Origin of the sequence: Streptomyces luteogriseus (genome assembly GCF_014205055.1) — a bacterium.
Classification (GTDB): Bacteria; Actinomycetota; Actinomycetes; order Streptomycetales; family Streptomycetaceae; genus Streptomyces; species Streptomyces luteogriseus.
On the sequence record NZ_JACHMS010000001.1, the window covers coordinates 2,507,292 to 2,533,404 of the forward strand.

22 protein-coding genes and 1 pseudogene are annotated in these 26,113 nt (G+C 71.1%); 7 read left to right on the forward strand and 16 right to left on the reverse strand.

Annotation, left to right across the window (positions count from 1 at the left end; translation table 11 throughout):
- Nucleotides 1-65: 65 nt before the first annotated feature.
- A pseudogene (locus BJ965_RS10880) lies at nucleotides 66-1,127 on the reverse strand (His/Gly/Thr/Pro-type tRNA ligase C-terminal domain-containing protein).
- 199 nt (nucleotides 1,128-1,326) lie between these two features.
- Between BJ965_RS10880 and BJ965_RS10885 the strand changes: the two are divergent.
- Together BJ965_RS10885 and BJ965_RS10890 are read left to right on the forward strand one after the other, a co-directional pair.
- On the forward strand, nucleotides 1,327-2,181 hold the full coding sequence (locus BJ965_RS10885; RefSeq protein ID WP_184908478.1) for a methyltransferase domain-containing protein: 855 nt from the start codon (nucleotides 1,327-1,329) through the stop codon (nucleotides 2,179-2,181).
- 136 nt (nucleotides 2,182-2,317) lie between these two features.
- Nucleotides 2,318-2,920, forward strand: a complete 603-nt coding sequence (locus tag BJ965_RS10890) for a hypothetical protein (RefSeq protein ID WP_184908479.1) — start codon at nucleotides 2,318-2,320, stop codon at nucleotides 2,918-2,920.
- Nucleotides 2,921-2,995: 75 nt separating this feature from the next.
- On the opposite strand, the gene ffh is transcribed toward BJ965_RS10890, so the two are convergent.
- From ffh to nsdA, 5 genes are all read right to left on the reverse strand, one after another.
- Nucleotides 2,996-4,546 (reverse strand): signal recognition particle protein, encoded by a 1,551-nt coding sequence (gene ffh / locus BJ965_RS10895; RefSeq protein ID WP_030852054.1) that lies wholly within the window; start codon nucleotides 4,544-4,546, stop codon nucleotides 2,996-2,998.
- Between the two features lie 81 nt (nucleotides 4,547-4,627).
- Entirely contained in the window at nucleotides 4,628-7,075 is a 2,448-nt protein-coding gene (locus tag BJ965_RS10900; protein ID WP_184908480.1) for a [protein-PII] uridylyltransferase, read from the reverse strand.
- Between the two features lie 38 nt (nucleotides 7,076-7,113).
- On the reverse strand, nucleotides 7,114-7,452 hold the full coding sequence (locus BJ965_RS10905) for a P-II family nitrogen regulator (protein ID WP_030231663.1): 339 nt from the start codon (nucleotides 7,450-7,452) through the stop codon (nucleotides 7,114-7,116).
- Nucleotides 7,449-8,792 carry an ammonium transporter gene (locus BJ965_RS10910; RefSeq protein ID WP_184908481.1) on the reverse strand — a complete coding sequence of 448 codons (1,344 nt, stop codon included), beginning with the start codon at nucleotides 8,790-8,792 and terminating at the stop codon, nucleotides 7,449-7,451. Before BJ965_RS10910 ends, BJ965_RS10905 begins: the two co-directional genes overlap by 4 nt.
- A gap of 338 nt (nucleotides 8,793-9,130) precedes the next feature.
- Entirely contained in the window at nucleotides 9,131-10,627 is a 1,497-nt protein-coding gene (gene nsdA / locus BJ965_RS10915; RefSeq protein WP_184908482.1) for a transcriptional repressor NsdA, read from the reverse strand.
- Between the two features lie 445 nt (nucleotides 10,628-11,072).
- Here nsdA and BJ965_RS10920 point away from each other — a divergent pair, with 445 nt between their 5' ends.
- On the forward strand, nucleotides 11,073-11,738 hold the full coding sequence (locus BJ965_RS10920; RefSeq protein WP_184908483.1) for a bifunctional DNA primase/polymerase: 666 nt from the start codon (nucleotides 11,073-11,075) through the stop codon (nucleotides 11,736-11,738).
- A gap of 111 nt (nucleotides 11,739-11,849) precedes the next feature.
- Here the strand turns inward: BJ965_RS10920 and ftsY are convergent, their stop codons facing one another.
- A complete protein-coding gene (gene ftsY / locus BJ965_RS10925) occupies nucleotides 11,850-13,049 on the reverse strand; it encodes a signal recognition particle-docking protein FtsY (protein WP_030852043.1) in 1,200 nt (399 codons plus the stop codon).
- Nucleotides 13,050-13,200: 151 nt separating this feature from the next.
- Here ftsY and BJ965_RS10930 point away from each other — a divergent pair, with 151 nt between their 5' ends.
- Together BJ965_RS10930 and BJ965_RS10935 are read left to right on the forward strand one after the other, a co-directional pair.
- Nucleotides 13,201-14,172 carry an LLM class flavin-dependent oxidoreductase gene (locus BJ965_RS10930; protein WP_184908484.1) on the forward strand — a complete coding sequence of 324 codons (972 nt, stop codon included), beginning with the start codon at nucleotides 13,201-13,203 and terminating at the stop codon, nucleotides 14,170-14,172.
- Between the two features lie 181 nt (nucleotides 14,173-14,353).
- Nucleotides 14,354-14,599 carry a hypothetical protein gene (locus tag BJ965_RS10935; RefSeq protein WP_246545879.1) on the forward strand — a complete coding sequence of 82 codons (246 nt, stop codon included), beginning with the start codon at nucleotides 14,354-14,356 and terminating at the stop codon, nucleotides 14,597-14,599.
- A 111-nt stretch (nucleotides 14,600-14,710) separates the two neighbouring features.
- On the opposite strand, the gene BJ965_RS10940 is transcribed toward BJ965_RS10935, so the two are convergent.
- The 4 genes from BJ965_RS10940 to BJ965_RS10955 form a co-directional block, all read right to left on the reverse strand.
- Entirely contained in the window at nucleotides 14,711-16,129 is a 1,419-nt protein-coding gene (locus BJ965_RS10940; protein WP_030852037.1) for a sugar porter family MFS transporter, read from the reverse strand.
- 222 nt (nucleotides 16,130-16,351) lie between these two features.
- Nucleotides 16,352-19,930, reverse strand: a complete 3,579-nt coding sequence (gene smc, locus BJ965_RS10945; protein ID WP_184908485.1) for a chromosome segregation protein SMC — start codon at nucleotides 19,928-19,930, stop codon at nucleotides 16,352-16,354.
- Nucleotides 19,931-20,142: 212 nt separating this feature from the next.
- A complete protein-coding gene (locus tag BJ965_RS10950) occupies nucleotides 20,143-20,346 on the reverse strand; it encodes a hypothetical protein (RefSeq protein ID WP_030852030.1) in 204 nt (67 codons plus the stop codon).
- 377 nt (nucleotides 20,347-20,723) lie between these two features.
- On the reverse strand, nucleotides 20,724-21,005 hold the full coding sequence (locus BJ965_RS10955) for an acylphosphatase (RefSeq protein WP_031108009.1): 282 nt from the start codon (nucleotides 21,003-21,005) through the stop codon (nucleotides 20,724-20,726).
- Between the two features lie 161 nt (nucleotides 21,006-21,166).
- Between BJ965_RS10955 and BJ965_RS10960 the strand changes: the two genes are divergently transcribed.
- Nucleotides 21,167-22,324, forward strand: coding sequence for a CAP domain-containing protein (locus BJ965_RS10960; RefSeq protein WP_184908486.1), 1,158 nt, complete (start codon nucleotides 21,167-21,169; stop codon nucleotides 22,322-22,324).
- 16 nt (nucleotides 22,325-22,340) lie between these two features.
- Here the strand turns inward: BJ965_RS10960 and BJ965_RS10965 are convergent, their stop codons facing one another.
- Nucleotides 22,341-22,925, reverse strand: coding sequence for a flavodoxin family protein (locus tag BJ965_RS10965; RefSeq protein WP_184908487.1), 585 nt, complete (start codon nucleotides 22,923-22,925; stop codon nucleotides 22,341-22,343).
- A gap of 107 nt (nucleotides 22,926-23,032) precedes the next feature.
- Between BJ965_RS10965 and BJ965_RS10970 the strand changes: the two genes are divergently transcribed.
- A complete protein-coding gene (locus tag BJ965_RS10970) occupies nucleotides 23,033-23,431 on the forward strand; it encodes a winged helix-turn-helix transcriptional regulator (protein ID WP_184908488.1) in 399 nt (132 codons plus the stop codon).
- Here BJ965_RS10970 and mutM read toward each other — a convergent pair.
- The 4 genes from mutM to BJ965_RS10990 all read right to left on the reverse strand — a co-directional run bounded on the left by mutM (nucleotide 23,421) and on the right by BJ965_RS10990 (nucleotide 26,069).
- A complete protein-coding gene (gene mutM, locus BJ965_RS10975) occupies nucleotides 23,421-24,281 on the reverse strand; it encodes a bifunctional DNA-formamidopyrimidine glycosylase/DNA-(apurinic or apyrimidinic site) lyase (protein ID WP_184908489.1) in 861 nt (286 codons plus the stop codon). The genes BJ965_RS10970 and mutM overlap by 11 nt on opposite strands.
- Nucleotides 24,282-24,386: 105 nt before the next feature.
- Nucleotides 24,387-25,235, reverse strand: a complete 849-nt coding sequence (gene rnc / locus BJ965_RS10980) for a ribonuclease III (RefSeq protein ID WP_184908490.1) — start codon at nucleotides 25,233-25,235, stop codon at nucleotides 24,387-24,389.
- 7 nt (nucleotides 25,236-25,242) lie between these two features.
- Nucleotides 25,243-25,416 carry a 50S ribosomal protein L32 gene (gene rpmF / locus BJ965_RS10985; RefSeq protein ID WP_003951102.1) on the reverse strand — a complete coding sequence of 58 codons (174 nt, stop codon included), beginning with the start codon at nucleotides 25,414-25,416 and terminating at the stop codon, nucleotides 25,243-25,245.
- A 2-nt stretch (nucleotides 25,417-25,418) separates the two neighbouring features.
- Complete coding sequence (locus tag BJ965_RS10990; protein ID WP_184908491.1) at nucleotides 25,419-26,069, reverse strand: YceD family protein; 651 nt, start codon at nucleotides 26,067-26,069, stop codon at nucleotides 25,419-25,421.
- Between the last annotated feature and the right edge of the window lie 44 nt (nucleotides 26,070-26,113).

The window sequence follows — 26,113 nt, forward strand, 5'->3', positions numbered from 1 at the left end:
GTTTCGGTCGCCTCGCGCCCCACACGGCAAGCGCCTGCCCCACCCCGGTAAGCGCATGCCCCACCTCAGTAAGCGCGTGCGACGACCGCGACGTTACCGGGTGCGTCGTCGGCGTCCGGCACCGACCCGTCCTCGGCGACCAGACACCGTACGGTCACCGCGTGATCGGCGAGCCTGGACTCGCCCTCCTCGCCGAGCGTGGCCCAGGGGATGCGCGCCCAGCCGCCGGCGGAGGCCGCCTCGACGGCCTCCTCGAACGTGGAGACCTCGGCCGTACGGGACTCGCGGCGCTCGCGCGACTGCCTCAGCAGCAGCGCCTGGTCCTCCTCCAGGACCTCGGGCAACAGCGACACACCAGGGAGTCCAGGGAGACCGGCTCCTTGCCGCCCGGGATGCGGCGGGCCAGCATCGCGGTGCCTTTCTCCAGGTCCCGCGGGCCGATCTCGATCCGGACGGGCACGCCCTTGAGCTCCCAGTCGACCGCGCGGCGGCCGAACGGGATGTCGGTGCGGTCGTCGACGTGGACACGGACACCGGCCGCCTCGAGCCGGTCGCCGAGCTCGCGGACCATGGCCAGAACCGGTTCCTCACCCTTGATCGCGAGCACGACCGCCTGGATCTGCGCCAGCCGGGGCGGGACACGCAGACCGTCGTCGCCGTGCATCATCACCAGGGCGCCGATCATGCGGGTGGTGGAGCCCCAGGAGGTCTGCCAGACCAGCTCCTGTCGGCCGTCCCTGGACAGGTACCGGGTGGAGAAGGCCTTCGCGAAGTTCTGTGACGATCATCTCGGAGGTGGGACGGACCACCGCAGGCTCTTCGAGTTCCTTGCCGCCGCTGTGGGTGACCACGGCCAGCTCGGGCGCGAACCCCTCGACGTGGTCGGCCTCCCTGGCGAGGTACGACTCGGGGATCAGCAGCGGGAAGTACGCGTTCCGGGTGCCCGTCTCCTAGATGCGGGCGTCCATCTCCGCCTGCATCCCCTCCCACAGCCCGTACCCGTACGGGCGGATGACCATGGTGCCGCACACCGGACCGTTGTCGGCGAGCTCCGCCTTGGTGATCAAGTCCTGGTACCAGCGCGGGAAATCGTCCGCCCGGGAGGTGAGAACGGGTGCCCTGGCCATGGCGGGATCGTACGGGCCCGGGTTGCCGGAATGTGAAATCTCGCCATAGGCACATGACATCTCACAACCCCTGCCCCATTCCACTGGACGACAGGTCGAGGGGGGAGTTTCCTGGCATACGGGGGTAGTGCGAGCGCACTGTCACGGGGGCCATGGAATCGGGCAAGAGGCAACTCTCGGCGGATTGGGGCGCTTACTTATGACACCTACGCTCGTGCGGCAGCACCTGCCTCACGCGGGTTCCGTACCCCGCGTGGACCTGCGTGCACGCGCGCGTGACTGGTCCGAGATCCAGGAGCGGATGCTCGTACCGCTCTACGAGGCCGTCTACGAGCGACTGGAAGTGGGTCCCGCCACGCGGCTGCTCGGCCTCGGCTGCGGTTCCGGACTCTCCCTGCTGATGGCCGCCGCCCGGGGAGCGGCGGTCACCGGTGTCGACGTCTCCCCCGAAAGAATGACCCTGGCGCGGGAGCGGCTGCTGCCCGAAACGCCGGGTACGCGTGCGCGGCCGGACATCCGGCTGGTCGACGGAACGCCCCGGGACACCGCGGTGCCGGGCGCTCCGGGGTACACCCTGGTGACCGCGTTCGAGCCGATCGGGTGCCTCGCGGGCGACTCGGAGGGGCTGGGCGGGCTGCTCGCGGAGGCGGCACCGCTGGCCCGGCGCGGCGCGGCCGTGGTGCTGGCCGGCTGGGGTCCGCCGGAGCGGTGTGCCACGGCGTCCGTGATGCGGGTGGCCGCGAAGCTGGCGGAGCCGCTGCGCCACACGGGCAGCTGGCGTCCGGCCTGCCGCGACGACCTGGAGGACGTCGCCCAGCGGGCCGGCCTCGAACCGGACGGGTCGGGGCGGGTGGCGTGCCCCTTCGGATACGCCGACGTGGACAGCGCGGTACGCGGCCTGAAGTCGACGGGCCTGTTCGACGCGGCGATGACGGCTACGGACCAGGCGCAGGTGGACAAGGAGCTGACCGAGGCCCTGCATCCGCACCAGCGGCAGGACGGGACGGTGTGGATGCCGAACGTGTTCCGGTATCTGATCGCCAGGACACCCTGACGAACGCGTTTCCGATGCAGGTGTGAACAGTGTGAAGAAGGCGCCATGGGGTGCTTTTGGTTTCACCAAGTGGATCAAGAACGCTTAATGTGATCCACCGCTTGTGGGACCTACACATCTGCATACAGGAGCTGCTGTGCCGCACCACCAGACCGCGCTGCGCCTCGTCGCGCCCGTCGCCGTCCTCGCTCTGACGCTCACCGCCTGCGGGGGCGGCGACGACACCGCCGACGCGAAGAGCACGGGCACCGCCCGGGCCGAGGCCTCACCGTCTCCGGAGCCCACCTCCGGCGGCGGGATGGGCAGCGGCGAGAGCGCGACAGGCAAGGTCGCGGAGGACCCGGGCGAGGTCACCTACCAGGTCCTGGCACAGAAGGTCGAGGTGGGCACCGAGGCGGAGGCGGCGAAGGCCGTCTCGGAGCCCGACAAGGTCAAGGGCAAGGTGCTGGCCGTCGCGCACCTGAAGTACACGCACCAGAGCGGGCCCGCCCTCACCGACGGTTCCGATGTGCACGACGGCGCCACGGTCTTCGCCGACGGGCAGCGCGGCAGCGTCCTCATCGGCGCCTCCGAGGACGCGGCGGGCTGCGAGGACCCCTACGACGTCGACAGCTGGAAGCAGGGCGAGAGCCATGTCTTCTGCGAGACGTACGTGATCCCGGCGAACGCGAAGAGCGTCGAGGTCCACTGGGCCGAGGAGGACGGCGAGCCGTACATCTGGAAGTTCCCGAACGGCTGACCCGCGAGCCACCGACACACCACTGAGGGCGCCCCCCGGACAAGGGGGGCGCCCTCAGCGCGGTCGGACGGGACGTCAGCCCATGAACTTCTTGAACTCGTCGGGGAGTTCGAAGTCCTTGCCGCCCTGCTGGGGCAGCCCGAAGGCGCCGCCGCCCTCGGCCGCGGCGGCCCGGCGGGCGGCCTCCTCCTGCTCCTGCTGCTTGCGCTTCATCGGGTTGCCGGAGCGCTGCTTGCCCTTGGCCTTCTTCGGCTGCTTCTTGCTACGGCCGGGGCCGCCGCCCATGCCCGGCATGCCGGGCATCCCGGGCATGCCGCCGCCCTGGGCCATGCGGGACATCATCTTGCGGGCCTCGAAGAACCGCTCGACCAGGTTCTTGACCGCGCTGACCTCGACGCCGGAACCCCGGGCGATACGGGCGCGGCGCGAGCCGTTGATGATCGTCGGTTCCTGGCGCTCGGCCGGGGTCATCGACTTGATGATGGCGGCCGTGCGGTCGACGTCCCGCTCGTCCAGGTTGTTGATCTGGTCCTTCATCTGGCCCATGCCCGGGAGCATGCCGAGCAGCTTGGAGATGGAGCCCATCTTGCGGACCTGCTCCATCTGGGCCAGGAAGTCGTCCAGGGTGAAGTCCTGGCCCTTCTTGGACGCCAGCTTGGAGGCCATCTTCTCGGCCTCTTCCTGGCTGAACGTCTTCTCCGCCTGCTCGATCAGGGTGAGGAGGTCACCCATGTCGAGGATGCGGGAGGCCATCCGGTCAGGGTGGAACGCGTCGAAGTCGTCGAGCTTCTCGCCGTTCGACGCGAACATGATCGGCTTGCCGGTGATCTGCCGGATCGACAGGGCGGCACCACCGCGGGCGTCACCGTCGAGCTTGGAGAGCACCACGCCGTCGAAGCCGACGCCGTCGCGGAAGGACTCGGCGGTGTTGACGGCGTCCTGGCCGATCATCGCGTCGACGACGAACAGGATCTCGTCCGGGGAGACGGCGTCGCGGATGTCCGCGGCCTGCTGCATCATCTCCTGGTCGATGCCGAGGCGGCCGGCGGTGTCCACGATCACGATGTCGTGGACCTTGGTCTTCGCGTGCTCGATGGAGTCCTTGGCGACCTTGACCGGGTCACCGACGCCGTTGCCCGGCTCGGGGGCGTAGACCGCGACACCGGCCCGCTCGGCTACCACGCTGAGCTGGTTGACGGCGTTGGGGCGCTGGAGGTCACACGCGACCAGCAGCGGCGAGTGGCCCTGCTCCTTGAGCCAGCGGCCGAGCTTGCCCGCGAGGGTGGTCTTACCGGCACCCTGCAGACCCGCCAGCATGATCACGGTCGGCGGCTGCTTGGCGAAGCGCAGCCGCCGGGTCTCGCCGCCGAGGATGGTGACGAGCTCGTCGTTGACGATCTTGAGGACCTGCTGGGCGGGGTTCAGCGCCTTGCTGACCTCGGCGCCGAGGGCGCGCTCCTTGACGTTCTTGATGAACGTCCGGACGACGGGAAGCGCCACGTCCGCCTCGAGGAGCGCGATCCGGATCTCGCGCGCCGTGGCGTCGATGTCCGCCTCGGAGAGCCGTCCCTTGCCGCGCAGGTTCTTGAAGGTCGCTGAGAGGCGATCGGAAAGAGTATCGAACACGGCGCTCGCGGTCCTCAGGGTTGGTGGCTACAGGGAATCGCCCTCCAGGGTATCCCGGCGTGACAAGTCGCCGGGTCGGCCTCACCCCCGCAGTGTCTCCTCCAGCTTCCGCGCCACCGACGCCGCCTCGTCCCCGGGCAGCGGCGCGCCCTTGGGGCCGGTCACGTAGAAGGCGTCGACGGCGTTGGCACCGAGGGTCGAGACATGCGCGCTGCGCACCCGCACGCTCGCGTCCTCCAGGGCCCTGCCGATACGGAAGAGCAGGCCGGGGGCGTCCTGGGAGCGGACCTCGATGACCGTGGCCAGCCGGGAGGCGGCCGGGTGGACGGAGACCCGGGCCGCGGGGGCGACCACGCCCCGGCGGCGCGGATAGGCCGCGTCCCGTTCGGCGAGGCGGCCGGCGATGTCCAGGGAGCCGTCCAGGGCCCGGACCAGGTCCGCGCGCAGCCGGGCGGCCTGCGGCAGCGAGCCGTACTCGGCGGCGACCCGCCAGTCCAGCAGCAGGACGGAGCCGTCGACACCGTCCGGGAGGTGCAGGGAGCGCAGCTCGGCGGTGCGTACGGTCAGCCGGTGCATCGCGAGGACACCGGCCACCGCGGGCAGCACCCCGGGCTGGTCGGGGACGGCGATGAGCAGCTCCACGCCGAGCGGCTCGGGGTCGCCGGACGGCTCCTGCCCGGCGGGCGGCTCGGTCTGGGCCCGCAGCGAGAGCACCGGGCTGCCCGTGGCCACCGCCTCCAGGGCGAGCCGCTCCTGCTCGGCGGTGGGCGCGGCCTCCTCGGGGTCGTCCGGGGCGTCGCCCGCGAGCACCGCCGAGACCCGTTTGACCAGGTCGGCGACGAGCGAGCCGCGCCAGGACGACCAGGCGGCCGGGCCGGTCGCGAGGGCGTCGGCCTCGGTGAGCGCGTGCAGCAGCTCCAGAGTGCCCTGGGAGCCGACGGCCTCGGCGACGGAGCGCACGGTGGCCGGGTCCTCCAGGTCGCGCCGGGTGGCGGTGTCGATGAGCAGCAGGTGATGCCGTACGAGGGTGGCGATGACGGCCACGTCGTGGCGGTCGAAGCCGATGCGGGCGGCCACGTCCTTGGCGATGATCTCGCCCGCCACGGAGTGGTCGCCGGGCCAGCCCTTGCCGATGTCGTGCAGCAGCGCGGCGACCAGCAGCAGGTCGGGCCGGCTGACCTGGCGGGTGAACTCGGAGGCCTGCACGGCGGTCTCGATGAGGTGCCGGTCGACGGTCCACAGGTGCACGGCGTTGCGCTGCGGGCGGCAGCGGACCCGCTCCCAGTCGGGCAGCAGCCGGGTGATCAGCCCCTCGGCCTCCAGCGCCTCCCACACCTCGATGGTGGGGTGTCCCGAGCCGAGCAGGGTGACGAGCTGCTCGCGGGCCTCGGCCGGCCAGGGTGTGGGCACCGGGCGCACGGTGGCCGCCAGGCGCCGTACGGCGTGCAGGGAGAGCGGGAGCCCGGCCTGCGCGGCGGCGGCCGCGGCACGCAAGGGCAGCACGGGGTCGCGCTCGGGGCGCGCGGCACGGGCGAGCACCACCTCACCGTCCTGCTCCACCACGCCCTCGGCCAGCGGGGAACGCTCACCGGCCGGTTTCCCGCCGCCCAGCATGGCGCGCAGCCGGGGCCGTACGGCGCGTGACCGCAGGACGCGCCCCACCTCGCGCCAGGTGACGTCACTGGCGTACGAGATGAGCCGCGCGGCCTCGTAGACCTGGCGCAGCAGTGTGTCCGCGTCGAGCAGGCCGAGCTCGGCGGCCACCTGGTCCTGTTCCTGGAGGGCGAGCCGGTCGGTGGCGCGCCCGGTGGTCAGATGCAGGGCGTCCCGGACGTCGAGGAGCCGGCGCCGGGCGTCGGCGAGGCCCTCGCGCGGGGCGTCGGCGAGCCAGGAGGCGGCGACGGCCCGCAGCGCCGTGGCGTCCCGCAGCCCGCCGCGGGCCTCCTTCAGGTCGGGCTCCAGCAGGTACTGCAACTCGCCTTGGCGCTCGGCGCGTTCGGCGCACAGTTCCTGGAGTTCGGGGAGACGTTTGGGCGCCTGGTTGCGCCAGTCGGCCAGCACCGCCGTGCGCAGTGACGCGGTGAGGCCGAGGTCGCCGGCAATGTGCCGGGCGTCCAGCAGGCCGAGCTGCACCTTGAGGTCCTCGCCGGCGGTCTTGCGGGCCTCGGCAGGCGTGCGGACCGAGTGGTCCAGGTCCAGGCCCAGGTCCCACACGGGGTACCAGAGCCGGTCGGCGAGGGCGGCGACCGCCTTGGTGTCGGTGCCGTCGTGCAGCAGGAGCAGGTCGAGGTCGCTGCGCGGGGACAGCTCACCCCGTCCGTAGCCGCCGACGGCGACGAGGGAGGCTCCGCGCAGCCCCTCGGCGCCCGCGGCGAACAGGCCGCTGAGCCATTCGTCCGTGAGATCGGCCAGGGCCGCACGGCGCGGCGGCCCGGACCGCGCCTCCTCGGTGAGGAGGCGCAGCCGGGCCGCCGCGTAGCCGCTGGGTCCCGAGTCCTCTGCTTCCTTCTGCACGTCCGTACCCGTCACCCAGTGGCTCCTGTTCCGTTCGCCTGCCCAGAGGGCTGTCAGAGCGCGTCGGGGCCGCGCTCGCCGGTCCTGACCCGCACGGCCGTCTCGACCGGGATCGACCAGACCTTGCCGTCACCGATCTTGCCGGTGCGGGCCGCCTTGACCACCACGTCGATCAGCTGCTCGGCGTCGTCGTCCTCGACCAGGACCTCGATGCGGATCTTGGGGACCAGGTCGACGGTGTACTCGGCACCGCGGTAGACCTCGGTGTGGCCCCTCTGACGACCGTAGCCGCTGGCCTCGGTGACCGTCAGGCCGTGTACTCCGAAGGCCTGCAGGGCCTCCTTGATCTCGTCGAGCCGGTGCGGCTTCACGACGGCGGTGATGAGCTTCATGCGTCCACCTTCTTGCTCTCGGCGCCGCCCACGGCGGCCGCGGCTGCGGCGGTCCTGGCGGCACCGCCACCGGCGCCGCTGAAGTCGTATGCGGTCTCGGCGTGCTCGGCCTGGTCGATTCCGGCGATCTCGTCGTCCTCGGGGACCCTCATGCCCATGGTCTTGTCCAGGATGAAGGCGAGGATCGCGGAGACGATCAGGGAGTAGGCCAGCACCGCGAAGACACCGGCGCACTGCTTCCAGAACTGGGTCAGGCCGCCGCCGTAGAAGAGGCCCTCGACGGTGGACTGGCCCTTGCCGCTGGCGAAGAGGCCGATCAGCAGGGAGCCGACGACACCGCCGACCAGGTGGACGCCGACGACGTCGAGGGAGTCGTCGTAGCCGAACTTGTACTTGAGGCCGACGGCCATGGCGCACAGGACACCGGCGATGGCGCCGACCGCGATCGCGCCGAGCGGGGTGACCGCACCGCCGGCCGGGGTGATGGCGACCAGGCCCGCGACCGCGCCGGAGGCGGCACCGAGCGTGGTGAACGCGCCGTGGCGGATCTTCTCGTAGATCAGCCAGGCCAGCATGGCGGCGGCGGTGGCGACCTGCGTGTTGACGAACATCAGCGCGCCGACGCCGTCGTCGTTGCCGAGCCAGGAGCCGGCGTTGAAGCCGAACCAGCCGAACCACAGCAGACCGGCGCCGAGCATGACCAGCGGCAGGCTGTGCGGGCGCATCGGGTCCTTCTTGAAGCCGACGCGCTTGCCGATGACGAGGATCACGCCGAGCGCCGCGGCACCCGCGTTGATGTGCACCGCCGTACCACCGGCGAAGTCGATGACGCCCATCTCGAAGGCCCAGCCGCCGGCGCCCCAGACCCAGTGCGCGACCGGGAAGTAGACGACCGTGGCCCACAGGGCGATGAACAGCGCCCACGCGCTGAACTTCACGCGGTCCGCGAGGGCACCGCTGATCAGGGCGGGCGTGATGATCGCGAACATCAGCTGGAAGACCAGGAACACGAACACCGGGATGGTGTAGCCGGGCCACAGCTCCGTCAGGCCGATGTTGCCGAGGCCGACCCAGTCGGAGTTCCAGCCGATGAGGCTGCCGGAGTCGGTGCCGAACGCCATGGAGAAGCCGTACAGCACCCACAGGATGGTGACGATCCCGAGGCTGATGAAGCTCATCATCAGCATGTTCAGGGTGCTCTTGACGCGGACCATGCCTCCGTAGAAGAAGGCCAGGCCCGGGGTCATGAGCATCACCAGGGCGGAACAGATGAGCATGAACCCTGTGTTCGCGGCAGAGAGCTTGGGAGCCTCTGCGGCAAGGGTGATGGCTGGTGCCATCGGCGTCTCCTCGTCATGTGTACGGCCCCGTGCGGGCGAAGCCTCGAGCGGATTGAGGGGCGGGCCGGTTATGCGCCACGAGATTGGCGCAGCGCGGTTTCGGTCGAAGCCCCTCGTTGTTTCGCGACCGTGACGAAGGCGCGTTCTGTGTTACGCGTCGATGAACTGCCGGATTGCGGGCGAGCCGATCGTTATCGTGGCGCAACCTTCGGCTTTCGGACAGCCGGGGGCACACAGACCGGCCGCGGTCGGCCTTCCGATGACCTGGCATGGGGGAGCCGAGTCGGGCAGTTCGGGAGGGCCGGCCGCGGCCGGGGTTCTGGGGGTGGTGCGGCTTCTCAGACCGCCTCGGCGGTCTCGGGCAGTTCCACGGCGAGCCGCTCGGTGAGGTCGACCACCTCGCCCAGGTCGCCGAAGTCGCGGGCGGCGGTGTCGACCGTCTTGCGGATGCGGGTGTTGACGCGCTCGGAGCGGACCTTCTTGGCGACCTGCATGGCCTCGGTGGCGAAGAGCGTGCTCCGCTCGGGCTCACGCTGGAGGAGGTGCACCGTGGCCATCCCGATCAGGTTCAGCGCATACGAACGCTGGTGCTCGTCGTCCTCGGCGAAGAGCTCGACCGCCCGGTTCATCAGGGGCTCGGCCAGCGAGGCGTAGGTGGGGCTGCGGCCGGCGACGTAGGCCAGGTCGCGGTAGGAGTGGGAGTTCTCGCCGTACAGCTCGGCCTCGGAGAAGAAGCGGATCCAGTCGGGGTCCGGGTCGTCCCACTCGTCGGCCTCGGCGAAGGTGTCCTCGGCCATCCGGACCGCCCGCTTGCACTTGCCGGGCTGCCCCATGTTCGCGTAGGCGCGGGCCTCCATCGCATACAGCATGGACTGGGTGCGCGGACTGGCGCAGTCCCGGCTGCCGTACTGCGCGAGGTGGATCAGCTCCAGCGCGTCGTCGGGCCGTCCGAGGTGGATCATCTGGCGGCTCATGCTGGACAGCACGTACGAGCCGAGGGGCCGGTCGCCCGCCTCCTTGGCGGCGTGCAGCGCGAGGACGAAGTACTTCTGCGCGGTCGGCTGGAGACCGATGTCGTACGACATCCAGCCGGCCAGCTCGGCGAGTTCGGCGGCGACCTTGAACAGGCGGCGGGTGGTGGACTCGGGCTGGGGCTCCTGGAGGAGGTCGGTCACCTCGTGCAGCTGCCCGACGACCGCCTTGCGGCGCAGGCCGCCGCCGCACTGGGCGTCCCACTGCCGGAACATCACCGTCGTGGTCTCCAGGAGGTCCAGCTCCGGCTTGGAGAGGCGGCCGCGGGCGCGCCCGGAGCCGCCCGCGGGCTCGGGTGCCGGCCTCGGGGCCGCGGGCGAAGGGACGAGCCAGCGCTGCATGGGCTCGACGAGGGCCGGGCCCGCGGACAGCACCAGCGAGCTCCCGAGGAAGCCGCGCCGCGCCAGCATGAGGTCGCTGCGCGAGAACTCGCTGAGCAGGGCCACCGTCTGCGGGCCCGTCCAGGGCAGGTCGACGCCGGTCGCGGACGGTGACTGGCGCGCGGTGCGCAGCCCCAGGTCCTCGACGGAGACGACGACGCCGAAGCGCTCCGAGAACAGCTCGGACAGGATCCTGGGGATCGGCTCGCGGGGGTTCTCACCGTCGAGCCAGCGGCGCACGCGGGAGGTGTCCGTGGAGATGTGGTTGGCGCCCAACTGGCGTGCCCTGCGGTTGACCTGGCGGGCGAGTTCGCCCTTGGACCAGCCGCTGCGCACGAACCAGGAGGTGAGCAGCTCGTTCGGGCGCTTGTCAGCGTGCGTCGCGCCCGCAGCGTTCGTTCCGCCTCCGCCGTTGCCGCTCACTGGAACGCCCCCATCCCTGAGACCACTTGTCGCCGAGTGCGCCAAGCCCTATCAGCATGCCGGTTCGTACGGCCGTCCGTCCGGCCCTTGTCACCCCTCGAACGGAATGACGACTTGCCTCCGGCATACCCACGATTGCATGTGCCCCCAGGACTCGTGCACACAAAGTAATCCTACGATCACCCGTCCAGCCACGGCTCACACGGAAACGCCACCATTCGCCACCCCATCGAATGAACTCACGTACGGCTACGCGCGATTGACTTGACACAGCAGAACCAGGAGCGGGTGCAGTGATGCACTCGGGGGCGCGCGTCGTCGGGCACGCCACCCTGGGCACATCCGGGCGCTGAATGAACCGACTACCGCCAGGGAAGCGGAAACGGAGAGTCACGCATCGCGTCCGCAGCGTAACCGGCGCTGCGTCGGACCCGTTGGAGGGGGCATGGGCTTCACGATCGGCATCAGCCGGGGCATGCGCGACATCCGGACCGGAGCGCGCCGTCGCAGCCGTACGTCGGACGGCACGGCGGTGGCCGAGTACACCGGATTGTGGGGCTGGGACGTGGTGCCGGGCGCACGGGCCTCGGCGGGCGCCTGCTCCTGCGGCCATGACGACTGCCCGGCGCCGGGCGCGCACCCGCTGGACTTCGCGCCGGTGCTCGCGGCCGGGGCGACGCTGGACGACGTGACTCGGACGTGGGGCGAGTTCCCCGGCGCCTCGGTGATGCTGCCGGTCGGCCGGGCGTTCGACGTCATCGAGGTGGCCGAGCCGGCCGGCCGCCGCGCGCTGGCCCGGCTGGAGCGCATGGGTCTGCCCGTCGGACCGGTCGCGGCGACCCCGGACGGCCGGGCCCAGTTCTTCGTCGCCCCGGGCGCCGCCGCCGACCTGGCCGGCCTGCTGTACCGCATGGGCTGGGACGACCCGGACTCCCTCGACCTGCGCGGTCTCGGCCCCGGCGCGCACATCACGGCGCCGCCCTCCGACCGCGGCGGCCTCGGCCCGGTGCGCTGGCTCCGCTCCCCCGCTCTGGACTCGGCGTCCCGCCCGCCGGAGGCCCGTCTGGTGCTGGGCACACTGGCGTACGTGGCCCATCGGTCGCGGGCCTAGCCGCGGCGGAGACACACACGGCGAAGCGCCCGACCCCGACCTGACCTCGGGAGCGGGCGCTTCGCCGTGCACGTACGACGTTCGTGGGTGAATCCTCGGCAGGAGCCGAGCTCACTCTCCGATAAGGGCGTCAACGAACGCCTCCGGCTCGAACGGCGCCAGGTCGTCCGCGCCCTCGCCGAGCCCGATGAGCTTGACCGGGACGCCCAGCTCGCGCTGGACCGCGACCACGATGCCGCCCTTGGCCGTGCCGTCCAGCTTGGTCAGCACGATGCCGGTGATGTCGACCACCTCGGAGAAGACCCGGGCCTGGACCAGGCCGTTCTGGCCGGTGGTGGCGTCCAGGACGAGCAGCACCTCGTCGACCGGGGCCTGCTTCTCCACGACCCGCTTGACCTTGCCGAGCTCGTCCATGAGGCCGGTCTTGGTGTGCAGGCGGCCGGCGGTGTCGATGAGCACGACGTTCGCGCCCATCTCCTTGCCCTCCTTGACCGCATCGAAGGCGACGGAGGCCGGGTCGCCGGCCTCCGGCCCGCGCACGGTGTGGGCGCCGACGCGCTCGCCCCAGGTCTGGAGCTGGTCGGCGGCGGCGGCACGGAAGGTGTCGGCGGCGCCGAGGACGACGCTCTGGCCGTCGGCCACCAGGACGCGGGCGAGCTTGCCGGTGGTGGTGGTCTTGCCGGTGCCGTTCACCCCGACCACCATCACGATGCCCGGCTTGCGGTCCTCCGGCTCGGTCTTGACGGCGCGGTCCATGTCACGGCCGACCAGCGTGAGCAGTTCCTCGCGGAGCAGGGTGCGCAGTTCCTCGGGGGTGCGGGTACCGAGCACCTTCACGCGCTCGCGCAGCCGCTCGACCAGTTCCTGGGTGGGCTGCACGCCGACGTCGGCGGTGAGCAGCGTGTCCTCGATCTCCTCCCAGGTGTCCTCGTCGAGATGCTCGCGCGACAGCAGGGTGAGCAAGCCCTTGCCGAGGGCGTTCTGCGAGCGGGAGAGCCGGGTCCGCAGCCGGACGAGACGGCCGGCGGTGGGTTCCGGGATCTCGATCCCGGGAGCTTCGGCGGGCGGCTCCTCGACTACGACCGGAGCCGAGCCGTCCGGAAGATCCACCTCCTCTATCGTGCGCCGCGGTTCCTCCCGCGGCGTCTCGGCCTCGTCGCCGACGTGCGGCTCGGCCGGTGGGGCGGTGATGTCGGGCGCTGCGGGCGGGGGCGGGGGCAGCTGCTTCTTGCGCCGGCTGCCGACGATGAGCCCGCCGAGCGCGCCGAGCACGACCACGGCGATGACTACAGCAAGGATGACGATGTCCATAACGCGTCCAGTATCAGTCATGGGGCCCCGGGTCACCCTGCTCGCACCGCGCGTGAGGGGCGTGGGCCGCCGGATCTCCACACCCCTGGATGTCTGACGCATCGTCAGCTAACGTCCCCCGGACACCCGCCCGGTGGAGGGAGACACCCCCATGCCCGTCACGGTCGCACGCTTCAACCTCGTCGCTCCCGGGGCGACCCCCGCCGAGCTCGGTGCCCGGTACCGGGCTGCCCTGGAGATGGCCGCGTACGCCGACGACCGGGGTGTGAGCACCGTGCAGACGGAGGAGCACCACGGGGCCGTGAACAACTGGCTGCCGTCGCCGTTCGTCTTCGCGGGGGCCGTCTTCGGCGCCACCCGGCGTGTCGCGGTCACCGTCTCGGCGATCATCGGCCCGCTGCACGACCCCTTGCGGCTGGCCGAGGAGATCGCCGTGCTGGACCTGCTGAGCAACGGCCGGCTGGTGACGGTCGCCGGGATCGGGTACCGGCCCCAGGAGTACGACCTGTTCGGCGTGGACTTCGCCCGGCGCGGCAAGCTTCAGGACGAGCTGCTGGAGACCCTGCTGAAGGCGTGGACCGGCGAGCCGTTCACCTACCGGGGCCGCACCGTCCGCATCACCCCGCGCCCCTTCACCGACCCGCACCCGCTGCTGCTGGTGGGCGGCTCCTCCCGGGCCGCCGCCCGCCGCGCCGCCCGGCTCGGCCTGCCCTTCTTCCCCAGCGCACACCTGCCGGAGCTGGAGGCGTACTACAAGGAGCTGCTCGTCGAGTACGGCACCGAGGGCTGGGTGATGATGCCCGCCGCCGAGACGCCCCTGCTGCATGTGGCCGAGGACCCGGACCGGGCCTGGGCGCACTGCGGGCAGCACTTCCTGCACGAGGCGCGGACGTACGCCTCGTGGCAGTCGGGCGGGGTGCGCTCGGCGGTGAAGTCGGCGGCGACGACGGTCGAGGACCTGCGCGCGGAGGGCGTGTACCGGATCCTCACCCCGGACGCGTGCGTGGCACTCGGGCTGGACTCCTATGTCCTGCATCCCCTGGCGGGCGGAATGCCGGTGGAGGAGGGCTGGCGGAGTCTGCAGTTGTTCTGCGAGCAGGTGCTGCCGCGGCTGAGGGGCTGACGAGCGCGTATATCCCGTGGTCGGCCGCGGCTCCTGGTGATCCACTGGAGCCATGAGCCTCGCGGTCGATGCGTTCCCGCGCGAGCCGGACGGGACAGCGGCGGATCCTCGACGTCCCCGAAGGGCGCAACGACTCGGCCGTGTTCGAGTCCTGGCGCCGGACGGTGTGGGATCGGATCCGGTGCGTGCGCTGGGCGCCCCGTTCCTGCCGGTTCCGGCCGGCGACGACGTGGCGATCGAGGCCGGGGAGGTCGGGGAGTTCCCGCGCGAGGTGGCGCTGCCGCGCGAGCACCTCGACGCGATCGCCGAGAACACGCGGCGACCGCGCGGACGCGCCGGGCACCGGGCGGGGCTGGTGCGGCGCCTGCGGAACCTGGTGGCCGCCCCGCCCGCCCGGGTGGTCGAGCGCGGAGTGCTGATCCGGTGAGACGACAGACCGCCGCCCCGGCTCGGGCAGTGGCCGAACCGGGGCGGCGGCGGGTTACGGGGAGAGGGGCAGCGGGGACTTTGGCCCTTCCCCCCGAGTCTCGGGACGGGCCTAGCCCATCTCCTCCAGGGCCTTGCCCTTCGTCTCCTTGACGAACTTCAGGACGAACGGGATCGACAGCGCGGCGAACGCGGTGTAGATCACGTAGGTCACGGAGAGGTTCCAGTCGGCCAGCGACGGGAAGCTCGCGGTGATGGCCCAGTTGGCGATCCACTGCGCGGCGGCGGCCACGCCCAGCGCGGCGGCACGGATCCGGTTCGGGAACATCTCGCCGAGCATGACCCAGACGACCACACCCCAGGACAGGGCGAAGAAGAGGACGAAGACGTGTGCGGCGATCAGGGCGATCCAGCCCTGCGCGGCCGGCAGCCTGCCGTCGACCAGGGGGTGGGAGAACGCCCAGGCCTCCAGCGCCAGGCCGACGACCATGCCGACCGAGCCGATGATCGCGAGCGGCCTGCGGCCGATGCGGTCGACGAAGATCATCGCGATGACGGTGCCGACGATGTTGATGATCGACGTGGTGAAGGAGTAGAAGAACGAGTCCGCGGGGTCGACGCCGACGGACTGCCACAGCGTCGAGGAGTAGTAGAACGCGACGTTGATGCCGACGAACTGCTGGAAGACCGACAGGCCGATGCCGACCCAGACGATCGGCTTGAAGAAGAAGCTGCCGCCGAGCAGGTCCTTGAAGCTCGACTTGTGCTCGCTCTTCATGGCGCCCTCGATCTCGGCGACACGGGCGTCCAGGTCGACGTCCTTGCCCTCGACCTCGGCGAGGATCTCCCGGGCGCGCTCGTGCTTGCCGACGGAGATGAGGAAGCGCGGGGACTCGGGGATGGCGAAGGAGAGCAGCCCGTAGAGGATCGCCGGGATGACCATGACGCCGAGCATGACCTGCCAGGCCTCCAGGCCCATCAGCTTGCCGCGCTGGTCACCGTCGGCGGCGTTCAGCAGACCCCAGTTGACCAGCTGCGACACGGCGATGCCGATGACGATCGCGGCCTGCTGGAAGGAGCCGAGCCGGCCGCGGTAGGCGGGCGGGGCGACCTCGGCGATGTAGGCCGGGCCGATCACGGAGGCCATGCCGATGGCGAAGCCGCCGACGACGCGCCAGAACGCGAGGTCCCACAGGGCGAAGGGCAGCGCGGAGCCGACGGCGCTGACCGTGAAGAGGACCGCGGCGATCTGCATGCACCGGATACGGCCGATGCGGTCGGCTATGCGGCCGGCGGTGGCGGCGCCGACGGCGCAGCCGATGAGAGCGATGGCGATGACCTGGGCCAGGGCTGCGGAGCCGACGTCGTAGCGGCCGCGGATGGCTTCGACGGCACCGTTGATCACGGAGCTGTCGTAGCCGAAGAGGAAACCGCCCATCGCGGCCGCCGCCGCGATGAAGATGACGTGCCCGAGATGATCGGGGTGAGCCGTCCTGGCTCCTGACTTGGGTGCCTGCGCTGTGCTGGTCACGTGTACTCCTCGGGCCACCGGCAACGCTGCCGGAGGGAATCAGCCCTTCGAGGTCCACCTGAAGGTACCTGAAGGTAAAAGGAACGTTGCCGAGACTATGCCTTCAAGTTTCGAAGTCAATAGGGCAATCACTTTGGATCTGAGGCAGGAGTGTGGTGGCTGTGTGTTCAAGTGTTGAAGTCGTGAAGAGCCGCAGGTGAGACCGGTGTAGAGCACACCTATCTAGCGGAGACGCTGGCTGATGACCTTCGACACACCGTCGCCCTGCATGGAGACGCCGTAGAGCGCGTCGGCGACCTCCATCGTGCGCTTCTGGTGGGTGATCACGATCAGCTGGGAGGCCTCCTGGAGCTCCTGCATGATCCGGATCAGCCGCTGGAGGTTGGTGTCGTCGAGGGCGGCCTCGACCTCGTCCATGACGTAGAAGGGGCTGGGGCGCGCCTTGAAGATCGACACGAGCATCGCCACCGCGGTCAGCGACCGCTCCCCGCCCGAGAGCAGTGACAGCCGCTTGACCTTCTTGCCCGGCGGACGCGCCTCGACGTCCACGCCCGTGGTGAGCATGTTGTCGGGGTCGGTCAGCACCAGCCGCCCCTCGCCGCCCGGGAACAGCCGGCTGAAGACACCCTCGAACTCCCGGGCCGTGTCGCGGTAGGCCTCGGTGAAGACCTGCTCGACGCGCTCGTCGACCTCCTTCACCACCTGGAGGAGGTCCGCCCGCGTCTTCTTGAGGTCCTCCAGCTGTTCGCTGAGGAACTGGTGGCGCTCCTCCAGCGCCGCGAACTCCTCCAGTGCGAGCGGGTTCACCTTGCCGAGCTGCTGGTAGGCACGCTCGGCGGCCTTGAGGCGCTTCTCCTGCTCCGCCCGAACGAACGACCGGGGCCGGTTGCGCGGGTGCTCCGGGTCCTCCGGCAGCTCCTCGCCCTCGGCGGGGGGCGAGGGCGGCACGAGCTGGTGCGGTCCGTACTCCGCCACCAGTCCGGCCGGTTCGACACCCAGCTCCTCCAGCGCCTTGGTCTCCAGCTGCTCGATGCGCAGCCGCTTCTCGGCGCCGAGTACCTCGCCGCGGTGGACCGAATCCGTCAACTTGTCGAGCTCGGCCTTGAGATCGCGCCCCTCGGTGCGGGCGCGGGCGAGTTCCTGCTCCCGGCGGGCCTTGGCGGCCTCGGCGGCGGAGCGCTCCTGGTCGGCACGGGCCAGGGAGACCTCGACGTGCGCGAGCAGCTGCCGCGCGCCCGCGCCGACGGCCTCGGCGACGGCCGCTTCGTGCCGCAGCCGGGCCCGCCGCTGCTCGGCACGCGCGCGTGCCTCGCGTTCGGCGCGGGCCGCCCGGTCCAGGGAGTCGGCCCGTCCGGCCAGCCCCTTCACCCGTTCCTCGTGCGTACGGACCTGGAGGCGGGCCTCCATCTCGGTCTGGCGGGCGTTGGCGCCGTCGGCGGCGAGCCGGTCCCGGGCGGAGGTGTCGGGCTCCTCCTCGATCGGCATCTCCTCGGCGACGGCGAGCCGCTCGGCGAGCTCCTCGGCCTCCTCGAGCGCCTTGTCGAGGGCTTCCTGCGCCCGGGCCGCTGCGGCGGTGGACCGTTCGGCCTCCCCCGCCGCGCCCCGCGCCTGGCCCGCGAGACGGCCGAGCTGCTGGGCGACGGCCGACTTCTCCCGGTCGGCGGCCCGGCGCCGCTCCCCCACTTCCTCGACCAGCGCGGCGGCGTCCCTTCGTCGGTCGACGGCCGCGTGCTGCGCCTCGGTGAGCTCCTCGCAGCGGACGGCGAGCTCCTCCAGCTCGGCTGCCGCCTCGTCGACGGAGGCTTGTACTTCGAGGAGGCTGGGGGCGCCGGCGGAGCCGCCGTGGGCGAAGTGGGCGCCCAGAAGGTCGCCTTCTGCGGTCACGGCGGTGAGGTGGGGGTGGGCGTAGACGAGGTCTTCGGCGTCTTCGAGGGTGCTGACGACGACGATGCCGTGGAGCAGCCGGCGGACGGCCGGCATGAGGTCGGAGGGGCCGCTTACCAGGTCGGCGGCGTGGGTGTGCCGTGCGTCTGCGGATGCGTCGTGGCCGGTCGCGCAGTTCCCCGCGCCCCCGAGGGCGTCATCTCCGGCCAGGAGCAGGGTGGCCCGGCCTCCGTCCTGTTTGCGCAGGAGTCGGATCGCGTCCGCCGCCGAGGCCGGGGTCGTGACGGCGATGGCGTCCGCCGCCGCTCCGAACGCCGCGGCGACAGCGACCTCGTGGCCGGGCGTCACCGTCAGGAGTTCCGCCGCAGGGCCCAGCAGGCCGGAGAGGCGGTCCTTCGCCGCGAGCAGTGTTCCGGTGCCGTCCTTGCGGCGCAGGCCGAGGGCCAGGGCCTCGTGCCGGGCCTGGGTGGCGGCACGCTTGCGTTCCGCCGCCGTGGCGGCCTCGCGGGCATCCGTGAGGGCGGCCTCGGCGTCGGTGAGCTGCTGTTTCGCGACCTCGTGCTGTTCGGCGAGGTCGGCGTCGCCGGCGTCGAGGCCGTCGACCTCGGCTTTGAGGGCCTCGTACTCCTCCTGGGCGGCGACGGCACGTTCCCGCGCCTCGTCGCGGGCGGCGGCCAGGCGTTCGATCTCGGCCTGGGCGGAGGCCGCGCGGGAGCGGGCGGCGTTGACCTGGCCGCTGAGCCGCGCCAGGCCCTCGCGCCGGTCGGCGATGGCCCTGGCGACGTCCTTCAGGCGCCGTTCCTCCTGGGTGAGCGCGCGTTCCAGCTCGGCGCGGTGGGCGACCGTGTCCTCCAGGGCACGCTCGGCCGCTTCCAGGGCTGCCTCCAGCTCGGCCTCCTGCTCGCGGATCCGGGCGGCCTCGCGCTCCATGTCCTCGGGGTCGCGGCCGCGCCGCTCCTCGGGGGGCGCGGAGGTGGCGCTCTTCACCCGGGCGTCGGCCAGCGAGATCGTGCCGCGCACCCGTTCGGCGAGCTGGGAGAGCTCGTACCAGGTCTGCTGGGCGCGCTGGAGCCGCGGCGTGAGCTGCCGGACCTCGTCCTCCAGCAGGGCCTCGCGCTGTTGCGCCCTGCGCAGTTCCTGCTCGGCGGACTCCTTGCGCTCCTTCAGCGCGGCCTCGTCGGCGACCTCGGCCTTGAGGGCCTCCCGGAGCCGTACGAGGTCGTCGGCCAGCAGGCGCAGGCGGGCGTCGCGCAGGTCGGCCTGGATGACGGCGGCCCTGCGGGCGACGGCGGCCTGGCGGCCGAGGGGCTTGAGCTGCCGTCTGAGCTCGTCGGTGAGGTCCTGGACGCGCGCGAGGTTGGCCTGCATCGCGTCCAGCTTGCGCAGCGCCTTCTCCTTGCGCTTGCGGTGCTTGAGGACGCCGGCGGCCTCCTCGATGAAGGCGCGGCGGCCCATGGGGTCGGCGTGCAGTACGGAGTCGAGCTGGCCCTGCCCGACGATCACGTGCATCTCGCGGCCGATGCCGGAGTCGGAGAGGAGGTCCTGGATGTCCAGGAGACGGCAGGTGTCGCCGTTGATCTGGTACTCGCTGCCGCCGTTGCGGAACATGATCCGCGTGATGGTGACCTCGGCGTACTCGATGGGCAGGGCCCCGTCGGAGTTGTCGATGGTCAGGGACACCTCGGCGCGGCCCAGCGGGGGGCGGCCGGTGGTGCCGGCGAAGATGACGTCCTCCATCTTGCCGCCGCGCAGGGATTTGGCGCCCTGCTCGCCCATGACCCAGCTGAGCGCGTCGACGACGTTGGACTTGCCCGAGCCGTTCGGTCCGACGACGCACGTGATCCCCGGCTCGAACCGGAGGGTGGTCGCCGAGGCGAACGACTTGAACCCGCGGAGGGTCAGGGCCTTGAGGTGCACGCCGCCGGACTCTACCGCTCGGGTTGGTCTCACTCCATGAACCCACGGTTTCGCCGTTGAACGCGCAGGGCACATCAGACGTTAAAGACGGTGAAAGGATGCGGGGGCAAGAAAGAAGGGACGCCGACAGGGCGTCCCTTGCACTTCTTACAACTAGGCGGTTGTGACGGGCGGCCCAACCACTGCTGTGCTGTTGTGGAGCGGTGCAGTGATCAGGTGAGCGCAGGCTCCGCCTGGTGTGCGTCAACGCTCTCCATGATCCTGTCGTGAGAAGCGGCAGCCGTCAGCGCTTCGTTCTCAGCCTGGATTCGTCCGAGCTCGGATTCCAGGTCCTGGACGCGCTGCTGGAGCCGTCGCATCTCGGCGAGGAGTCGAGGGTCGGAGCCGCCGACGTAACCGAGAAGCGCCTTTGCCATGATGGATGGTCCTCCACAATGCGTGACCGACCGCTGCGGTGTGGGTCGTGAGGGATTCGCACCCGCGGTCTGGCAGGGCCTGGAGTTGTGCTGCCGTTCAGCCATGCCAAACAGCTAAGGTGCGCGGGGCTTTCAGCGTCTCACCAAAAAGTTTGACGGTCAACACGATCACGCCCCGTATTGGGGGGTGACCCGGGCACGCGCGGCCTGGAACGGCCATGCTGCGGCTTCTGCGGGCCCCTGGGGGCGTGGCGATCATCCTTGCGTGTGGAGCGGGTCAAAGCAAGCGGTTCTGGCAATCACCAGGGACTTTCCCTCCGGGAGGGCCGCCTGCGATCCGTCCGCGGGCGGCCACGGAGGCCGCCCGGCGGTAGTGATCACCGGATGGCGAAGCCGTCGTAGCCGCCGCGAGGTGTGTCCCAGATCTCGGTGACACCGTCCACGCGTCCGGGCGTGTCGTCACCCTGGAGCCACTCCAGCAGGCCTTCGCAGCCCTCACGCCCGCCCTCGGCGACCACTTGGACCCGGCCGTCGCCCAAATTGAGAGCAAAGCCACTCAGGCCGCCGATCTCCAGAGCCTTGGCCCGCGTGAACCAGCGGAAACCCACGCCTTGGACGCGTCCACGCACCCAGGCAACCAGTCGCACATCCTCGCTCATGACTGCAACCTAACCGCCCAATCTCTCTCCGGGCACTTCCTCCACTTGCGCCATGCGGTACCGTCCCCCCTCAACGAATCTCATATGAAACTCACACGATCGGGTGAGTTTGGTGTTGATCTCGAGGACGAGTCGACCGCCAGGACGAGGAAGGCCAGGACATGGGACGCCACCGACGCTCGGACGCCGGCCGCGCCGCCACGGGCCGCGCCACGGGAATCACCCACGCCGACGGCTTCGCGGAGGGCCACGATCCGCTGTACCCCACCGCGGACGACGCCCCGACGATGGGCATCGCGCCCTATCTGAACCCGGAGGCGTACGCCGGCAGCTACGCGAAGACCGAGGCCTACCTGTTCGGGGCGGGGGCGTCCGCCGCGGGTGACCGCTTCGACGACACGGCCGTCTTCGCGAGCGACGGGTTCGCGAGCGACGGGTTCGCGAGCGACGGCTTCACGCCCGACGGCGGTGCCCGGCGCGCCGGTTCGCACCGCCGCCGCAAGAAGACCGCCCGGCCGATGCGCACCGGACTGCTCGGTGTCTCCGCCGCCGTCGCCCTCGGCACGGTCGCGGTCGCCACCGGCGCGGTGCCCGGCCTCGACAACTACAAGCTCGGCGGAGGCGGCGGGGCCGACAAGGTCCAGGCCGGGGACACCCCGACGAACACCCCGATCGAGCAGGGCGGCACCTCCGGCAGCGCCGACAGCCGCGGCGAGGCGCCCACCAGCCGGGACGCCGAGCGTTCCGGCTCGCCGTCGCCGTCCGCCTCGAAGTCGTCGGCCGCGCCGACGAAGACTCCGGAGAAGCCGGAGAAGACGCAGGAGAAGACCCCGGAGAAGAAGGCGCCGGCGGCCACTCCGAGCGAGAAGCCGGACGACCCGCCCTCGCGTACGGCCACGGAGGCGCCGAAGAAGCCCGGCGCCTCCGCCGCCCTGTCCGGGGAGTCCTCCGCGGCGGCCCAGGTCCTCAGCCTCGTGAACGAGGAGCGGGCCAAGGTGGGCTGCAGCCCGGTCGCCGCCGGCAGCGCCCTGACGGCGCTGGCCCAGAGCTACAGCGAGGACATGGCCGCGCGCGGCTTCTTCGACCACACCGACCCTGACGGCCGCACCCCCTGGGACCGGGCCGAGAAGGCCGGGATATCCAACCTCGGTGGCGAGAACATCGCCCGCGGCCAGGCCGACGCCGCGGCCGTGATGGACGCCTGGATGAACAGCCCCGGCCACCGCGCCAACATACTGAACTGCGACTTCAAGACGCTGGGCGTCGGCGTCGAGCTCGGCTCCGGCGGCCCTTGGTGGACGCAGAACTTCGGCTACTGAGCCCGCCTGGCGACACTCAGGCGGCGGCCAGGCCCTTGAGGAACACCCTGGCCGTCTCCGCCACGCGGCGGCCCAGCTGTTCGGCCGTGGCGATGTCGGCCTTGTGGACGGCTTCCGGGCCCTCGTCGGCGTTGGTCTGTGCGGCCGCGCCGGTGAAGACGCCGAGACGGTTCAGGTCGTGCTCGGAGCCGGTGCTGCTGTTCCAGCCCGGGAGCAGACCGAGGTTGACCCAGTGCATGCCGAGCTGCGCGGCGAGGATCTGGAAGTACTGCAGGGTGTGCAGCTTGTCACCGCTCTTGGACGCGGAGTTGGTGAAGCCCGCGGCCAGCTTGTCCTTCCAGGCCTGGGTGGCCCAGCGCTTCGAGGTGGCCTCCGCGAAGACGTGGAAGGCGCCGGACGCGGTGCCCATGTAGGTCGGCGAGCCGAACACGATGGCGTCCGACCGGTCGAGGACCGTCCACTGCTCCTCGGTGATCTCGTCGACCTTGATCAGATGCACCTCGGCGCCGGCCTCGACAGCACCGGCACGGACGGCCTCGGCGATCACGGCGGTGTGGCCGTAGCCGGAGTGGTAGGCGAGGGACACGACAGGGGTGGTCACGTGAGTACTCCTGAAATAGGCAGGTCGCTGACGATGACCAAAGGAAAGCACTAACTTCTGGTTAGTGCAACCTGTCGGTTAGCGCTGTGCTGCCGTAGGCTGGGCCCATGACCACCACCCAGGAGCTCGCGGAGGGGCTCGACGACCTCCCGTACAACGTGTTCGCCAAGGCCTGTCCGTCGCGCGGCACACTGGAGCACGTCATGGGCCGCTGGGGCGGCCTCACGCTCGGCGCCCTGTACGAGGGGTCGCTGCGTTTCAACGAGCTGCGCCGCCGCGTCGACGGGGTGAGCGAGAAGATGCTGTCCCAGACGCTGCACGCCCTGGAGCGCGACGGCCTGGTCCACCGCGAGGCCCAGCCGACCAACCCGCCCCGGGTGGACTACGAACTGACGCCGCTGGGGCGCCAGGTGGCCGAGCGGCTGCTCACCCTGATCCACTTCGTCGAGGGCAGCATGGACGAGGTCCTGGCCGCGCGCGAGCGCTACGACTCCGCTAGGGCGTGATCCGCGGCGGCCGCTGGCACTTCGGGCAGTAGTAGCTCGACCGGTTCATCCAGGGCCGCCGCCGCATGGGCGTGCCGCACCGCCGGCAGGGCAGCCCCTCACGGCCGTAGGCGTCGAGCGACCTGTCGAAGTACCCCGACTCGCCGTTGACGTTGACGTACAGGCTGTCGAAGCTGGTGCCGCCCACGGAGAGGGCCGCGTTCATCACGTCCCGCACATGGCCCAGGAGCATCAGGGTGCGCGGGCGCGTGAAGGTGGCGGTCGGGCGCTCGTAGTGGATGCGGGCGCGCCACAGGGCCTCGTCCGCGTAGATGTTGCCGACGCCGCTGATCAGCGACTGGTCCAGCAGGGCCCGCTTGATCGTGGACCGCTTGCGGCGCAGCGCCTGATGGAACGCCTCGTCGTCGAAGAGCTCGTCGAGCGGGTCCCGGGCGATGTGCGCGATGACGTCGGGCAGGCCGTCGGGGGTGTTCTCGTGCAGCGAGAGGCCGCCGAAGGTGCGCTGGTCGACGAAGCGGAGTTCGGTGTCCAGCGTGTCCGTGAAGCGGACCCGGATGCGCAGGTGCTTCTCGTCCGGGGCCGTGTGCGGCTGGACCAGCAGCTGGCCACTCATGCCGAGGTGGGCCAGGATCGACTGGTCCGTGTCCTCCAGGGGCAGCCACAGGTACTTGCCGCGGCGGCTGGGGACGCCGATGCGGTGGCCCTTCAGGCGGTGCGCGAAGTCGTCGGCGCCGGCGAGGTGGCGGCGCACCGCGCGCGGGTGCAGCACCTCGGCCTCGGCGACGGTCCGGTGGGCGACCCACCGCTCGAGACCGCGCCGTACGACCTCGACCTCGGGCAACTCGGGCATGGGTTCCCCCGTCACATACCTGTGGATGACGCGAGCGCCCGCCCCGGGCAGGGGCGGGCGCTCGGGTGCGCCGTGCTTGCCGCCCTCGAAAGGGAGCGGCAGCGGTCAGCCGTCGGCGGGGCCGTCGGCGACCGTCCGGACGGCCTGAGCAGCTGCCGTCTGCGTCTCCTCGGCGGCCTTCGCCGCCTTGGCACGCTCGTCCGCGGCGGCCCGGATGGACCGCCATGCGGACTCGGCGGCCTGCTGCTCCGCCTCCTTCTTGCTGCGGCCGGTGCCGGTGCCGTACGAGACGCCTCCGACGCGGGCGGCAGCAGTGAAGGTCTTCTCATGGTCGGGGCCGGTCTCCGTGACCAGGTACTCGGGAACACCGAGCCCCTCGGTCGCGGTGAGCTCCTGGAGACTGGTCTTCCAGTCCAGGCCGGCTCCGAGGTTCGAAGACTTTTCGATCAGGGGGTCGAACAGGCGGTGCACCAGCTCCGCCGCCGAGTCCAGTCCCTGGTCGAGGTAGACCGCGCCGATCACGGCTTCCAGCGTGTCGGCGAGGATGGATGCCTTGTCCCGGCCGCCCGTGCCCTCTTCGCCCCGGCCGAGCCGGATGAAGGAGCCCAGGTCGAGCCCGCGGCCCACCTCGGCGAGCGCACGCGAGTTGACCACCGCGGCCCGCAGCTTGGCCAGTTGGCCTTCTGGGAGGTCGGGGTGGGTGCGGTACAGCGTGTCCGTGACCACGAGGCCGAGGACGGAGTCCCCGAGGAACTCCAGACGCTCGTTGGTCGGCAGACCGCCGTTCTCGTATGCGTACGACCGGTGGGTCAGTGCGCGTACCAGAAGGGCGGACTCGAGCTTGTAGCCGAGCCGCCCTTCCAGAAGCGTGTGGGACGAGGCCTGGTTGTCCGCCGGAGCACTCCCGCTCGCACGGGAAGACTTGTTCTTTGGCGTGGACACAGTGCCTCTCACCAGCCGCTCAGACCTCGAGGACCTGGCGCTTGTTGTAGGTGCCGCAAGACGGGCACGCGATGTGCTGCTGCTTGGGCTCGTGGCAGCGCTCGCACGCAACCAGGGTGGGGACCGCAGCCTTCCACTGCGACCGGCGGTGGCGCGTGTTGCTGCGCGACATCTTCCGCTTCGGAACAGCCACGGCTACTTCTCCTGCTTCTCGTCGACGCCCGCTTCCGCTTCGGCGCCGCTCATCTCGTCCTTCTCGCCGTCCTTCATGGTGCCGGCGAGTCCCTGCAATGCCGCCCAACGGATGTCGACGGCGTCGTGGTGGTGGTCCGGGTCGTCCGCCAGCCGCGCGCCACACTCGGCACACAGACCGGGGCAGTCTTCCCGGCACACCGGCTGCATCGGCAGTGCGAGCACCACCGCATCACGCAGCACGGGCTCGAGGTCGAACAGGCCGTCCTCGAGGTAGAGCGTGTCCTCGTCGTCCTCGGCGTCGTCGCCCGGTTCCGCGATCACGCGGCCCCGGTCGTCGGCGTCAGGGTACGAGAACATCTCCTGGAACTCCGCTTCGAGCTCTTGCTCGAGCGGCTCCAGACACCTTACGCACTCCCCCTTGGCCGCGGCACGGGCGGTGCCTGTGACGAGCACCCCTTCCATGACCGACTCCAGGCGGAGTTCGAGCTCCACCGGGGCGCCTTCCGGCACTCCGATGACTCCCTTGATACCGAGGTCCTTGGGAGCGTCGACCGTGCGGGTCAGGCGCTGTAGCGCACCAGGCCGCCGACCCAGCTCGTGTGTGTCGAACACGAGGGGGTTGCGGTGGTCGAGGCGGGCGTTCAGAGCCATTCCTGCTTTCGATCTGGTGAGCTCGAGGGACGCTGCCCTTCGGT

Coding starts and splice junctions, on each gene's coding strand:
- BJ965_RS10905 (WP_030231663.1), bottom strand. CDS start 7,452: ATGAAGCTCATCACCGCCGTCGTGAAGCCGCACCGGCTCGACGAGATC.
- BJ965_RS10960 (WP_184908486.1), top strand. CDS start 21,167: ATGGGACGCCACCGACGCTCGGACGCCGGCCGCGCCGCCACGGGCCGC.
- BJ965_RS10990 (WP_184908491.1), bottom strand. CDS start 26,069: ATGGCTCTGAACGCCCGCCTCGACCACCGCAACCCCCTCGTGTTCGAC.
- BJ965_RS10970 (WP_184908488.1), top strand. CDS start 23,033: ATGACCACCACCCAGGAGCTCGCGGAGGGGCTCGACGACCTCCCGTAC.
- BJ965_RS10910 (WP_184908481.1), bottom strand. CDS start 8,792: ATGGCACCAGCCATCACCCTTGCCGCAGAGGCTCCCAAGCTCTCTGCC.
- BJ965_RS10885 (WP_184908478.1), top strand. CDS start 1,327: ATGACACCTACGCTCGTGCGGCAGCACCTGCCTCACGCGGGTTCCGTA.
- BJ965_RS10930 (WP_184908484.1), top strand. CDS start 13,201: ATGCCCGTCACGGTCGCACGCTTCAACCTCGTCGCTCCCGGGGCGACC.
- BJ965_RS10920 (WP_184908483.1), top strand. CDS start 11,073: ATGGGCTTCACGATCGGCATCAGCCGGGGCATGCGCGACATCCGGACC.
- mutM (WP_184908489.1), bottom strand. CDS start 24,281: ATGCCCGAGTTGCCCGAGGTCGAGGTCGTACGGCGCGGTCTCGAGCGG.
- BJ965_RS10955 (WP_031108009.1), bottom strand. CDS start 21,005: ATGAGCGAGGATGTGCGACTGGTTGCCTGGGTGCGTGGACGCGTCCAA.
- BJ965_RS10950 (WP_030852030.1), bottom strand. CDS start 20,346: ATGGCAAAGGCGCTTCTCGGTTACGTCGGCGGCTCCGACCCTCGACTC.
- ftsY (WP_030852043.1), bottom strand. CDS start 13,049: ATGGACATCGTCATCCTTGCTGTAGTCATCGCCGTGGTCGTGCTCGGC.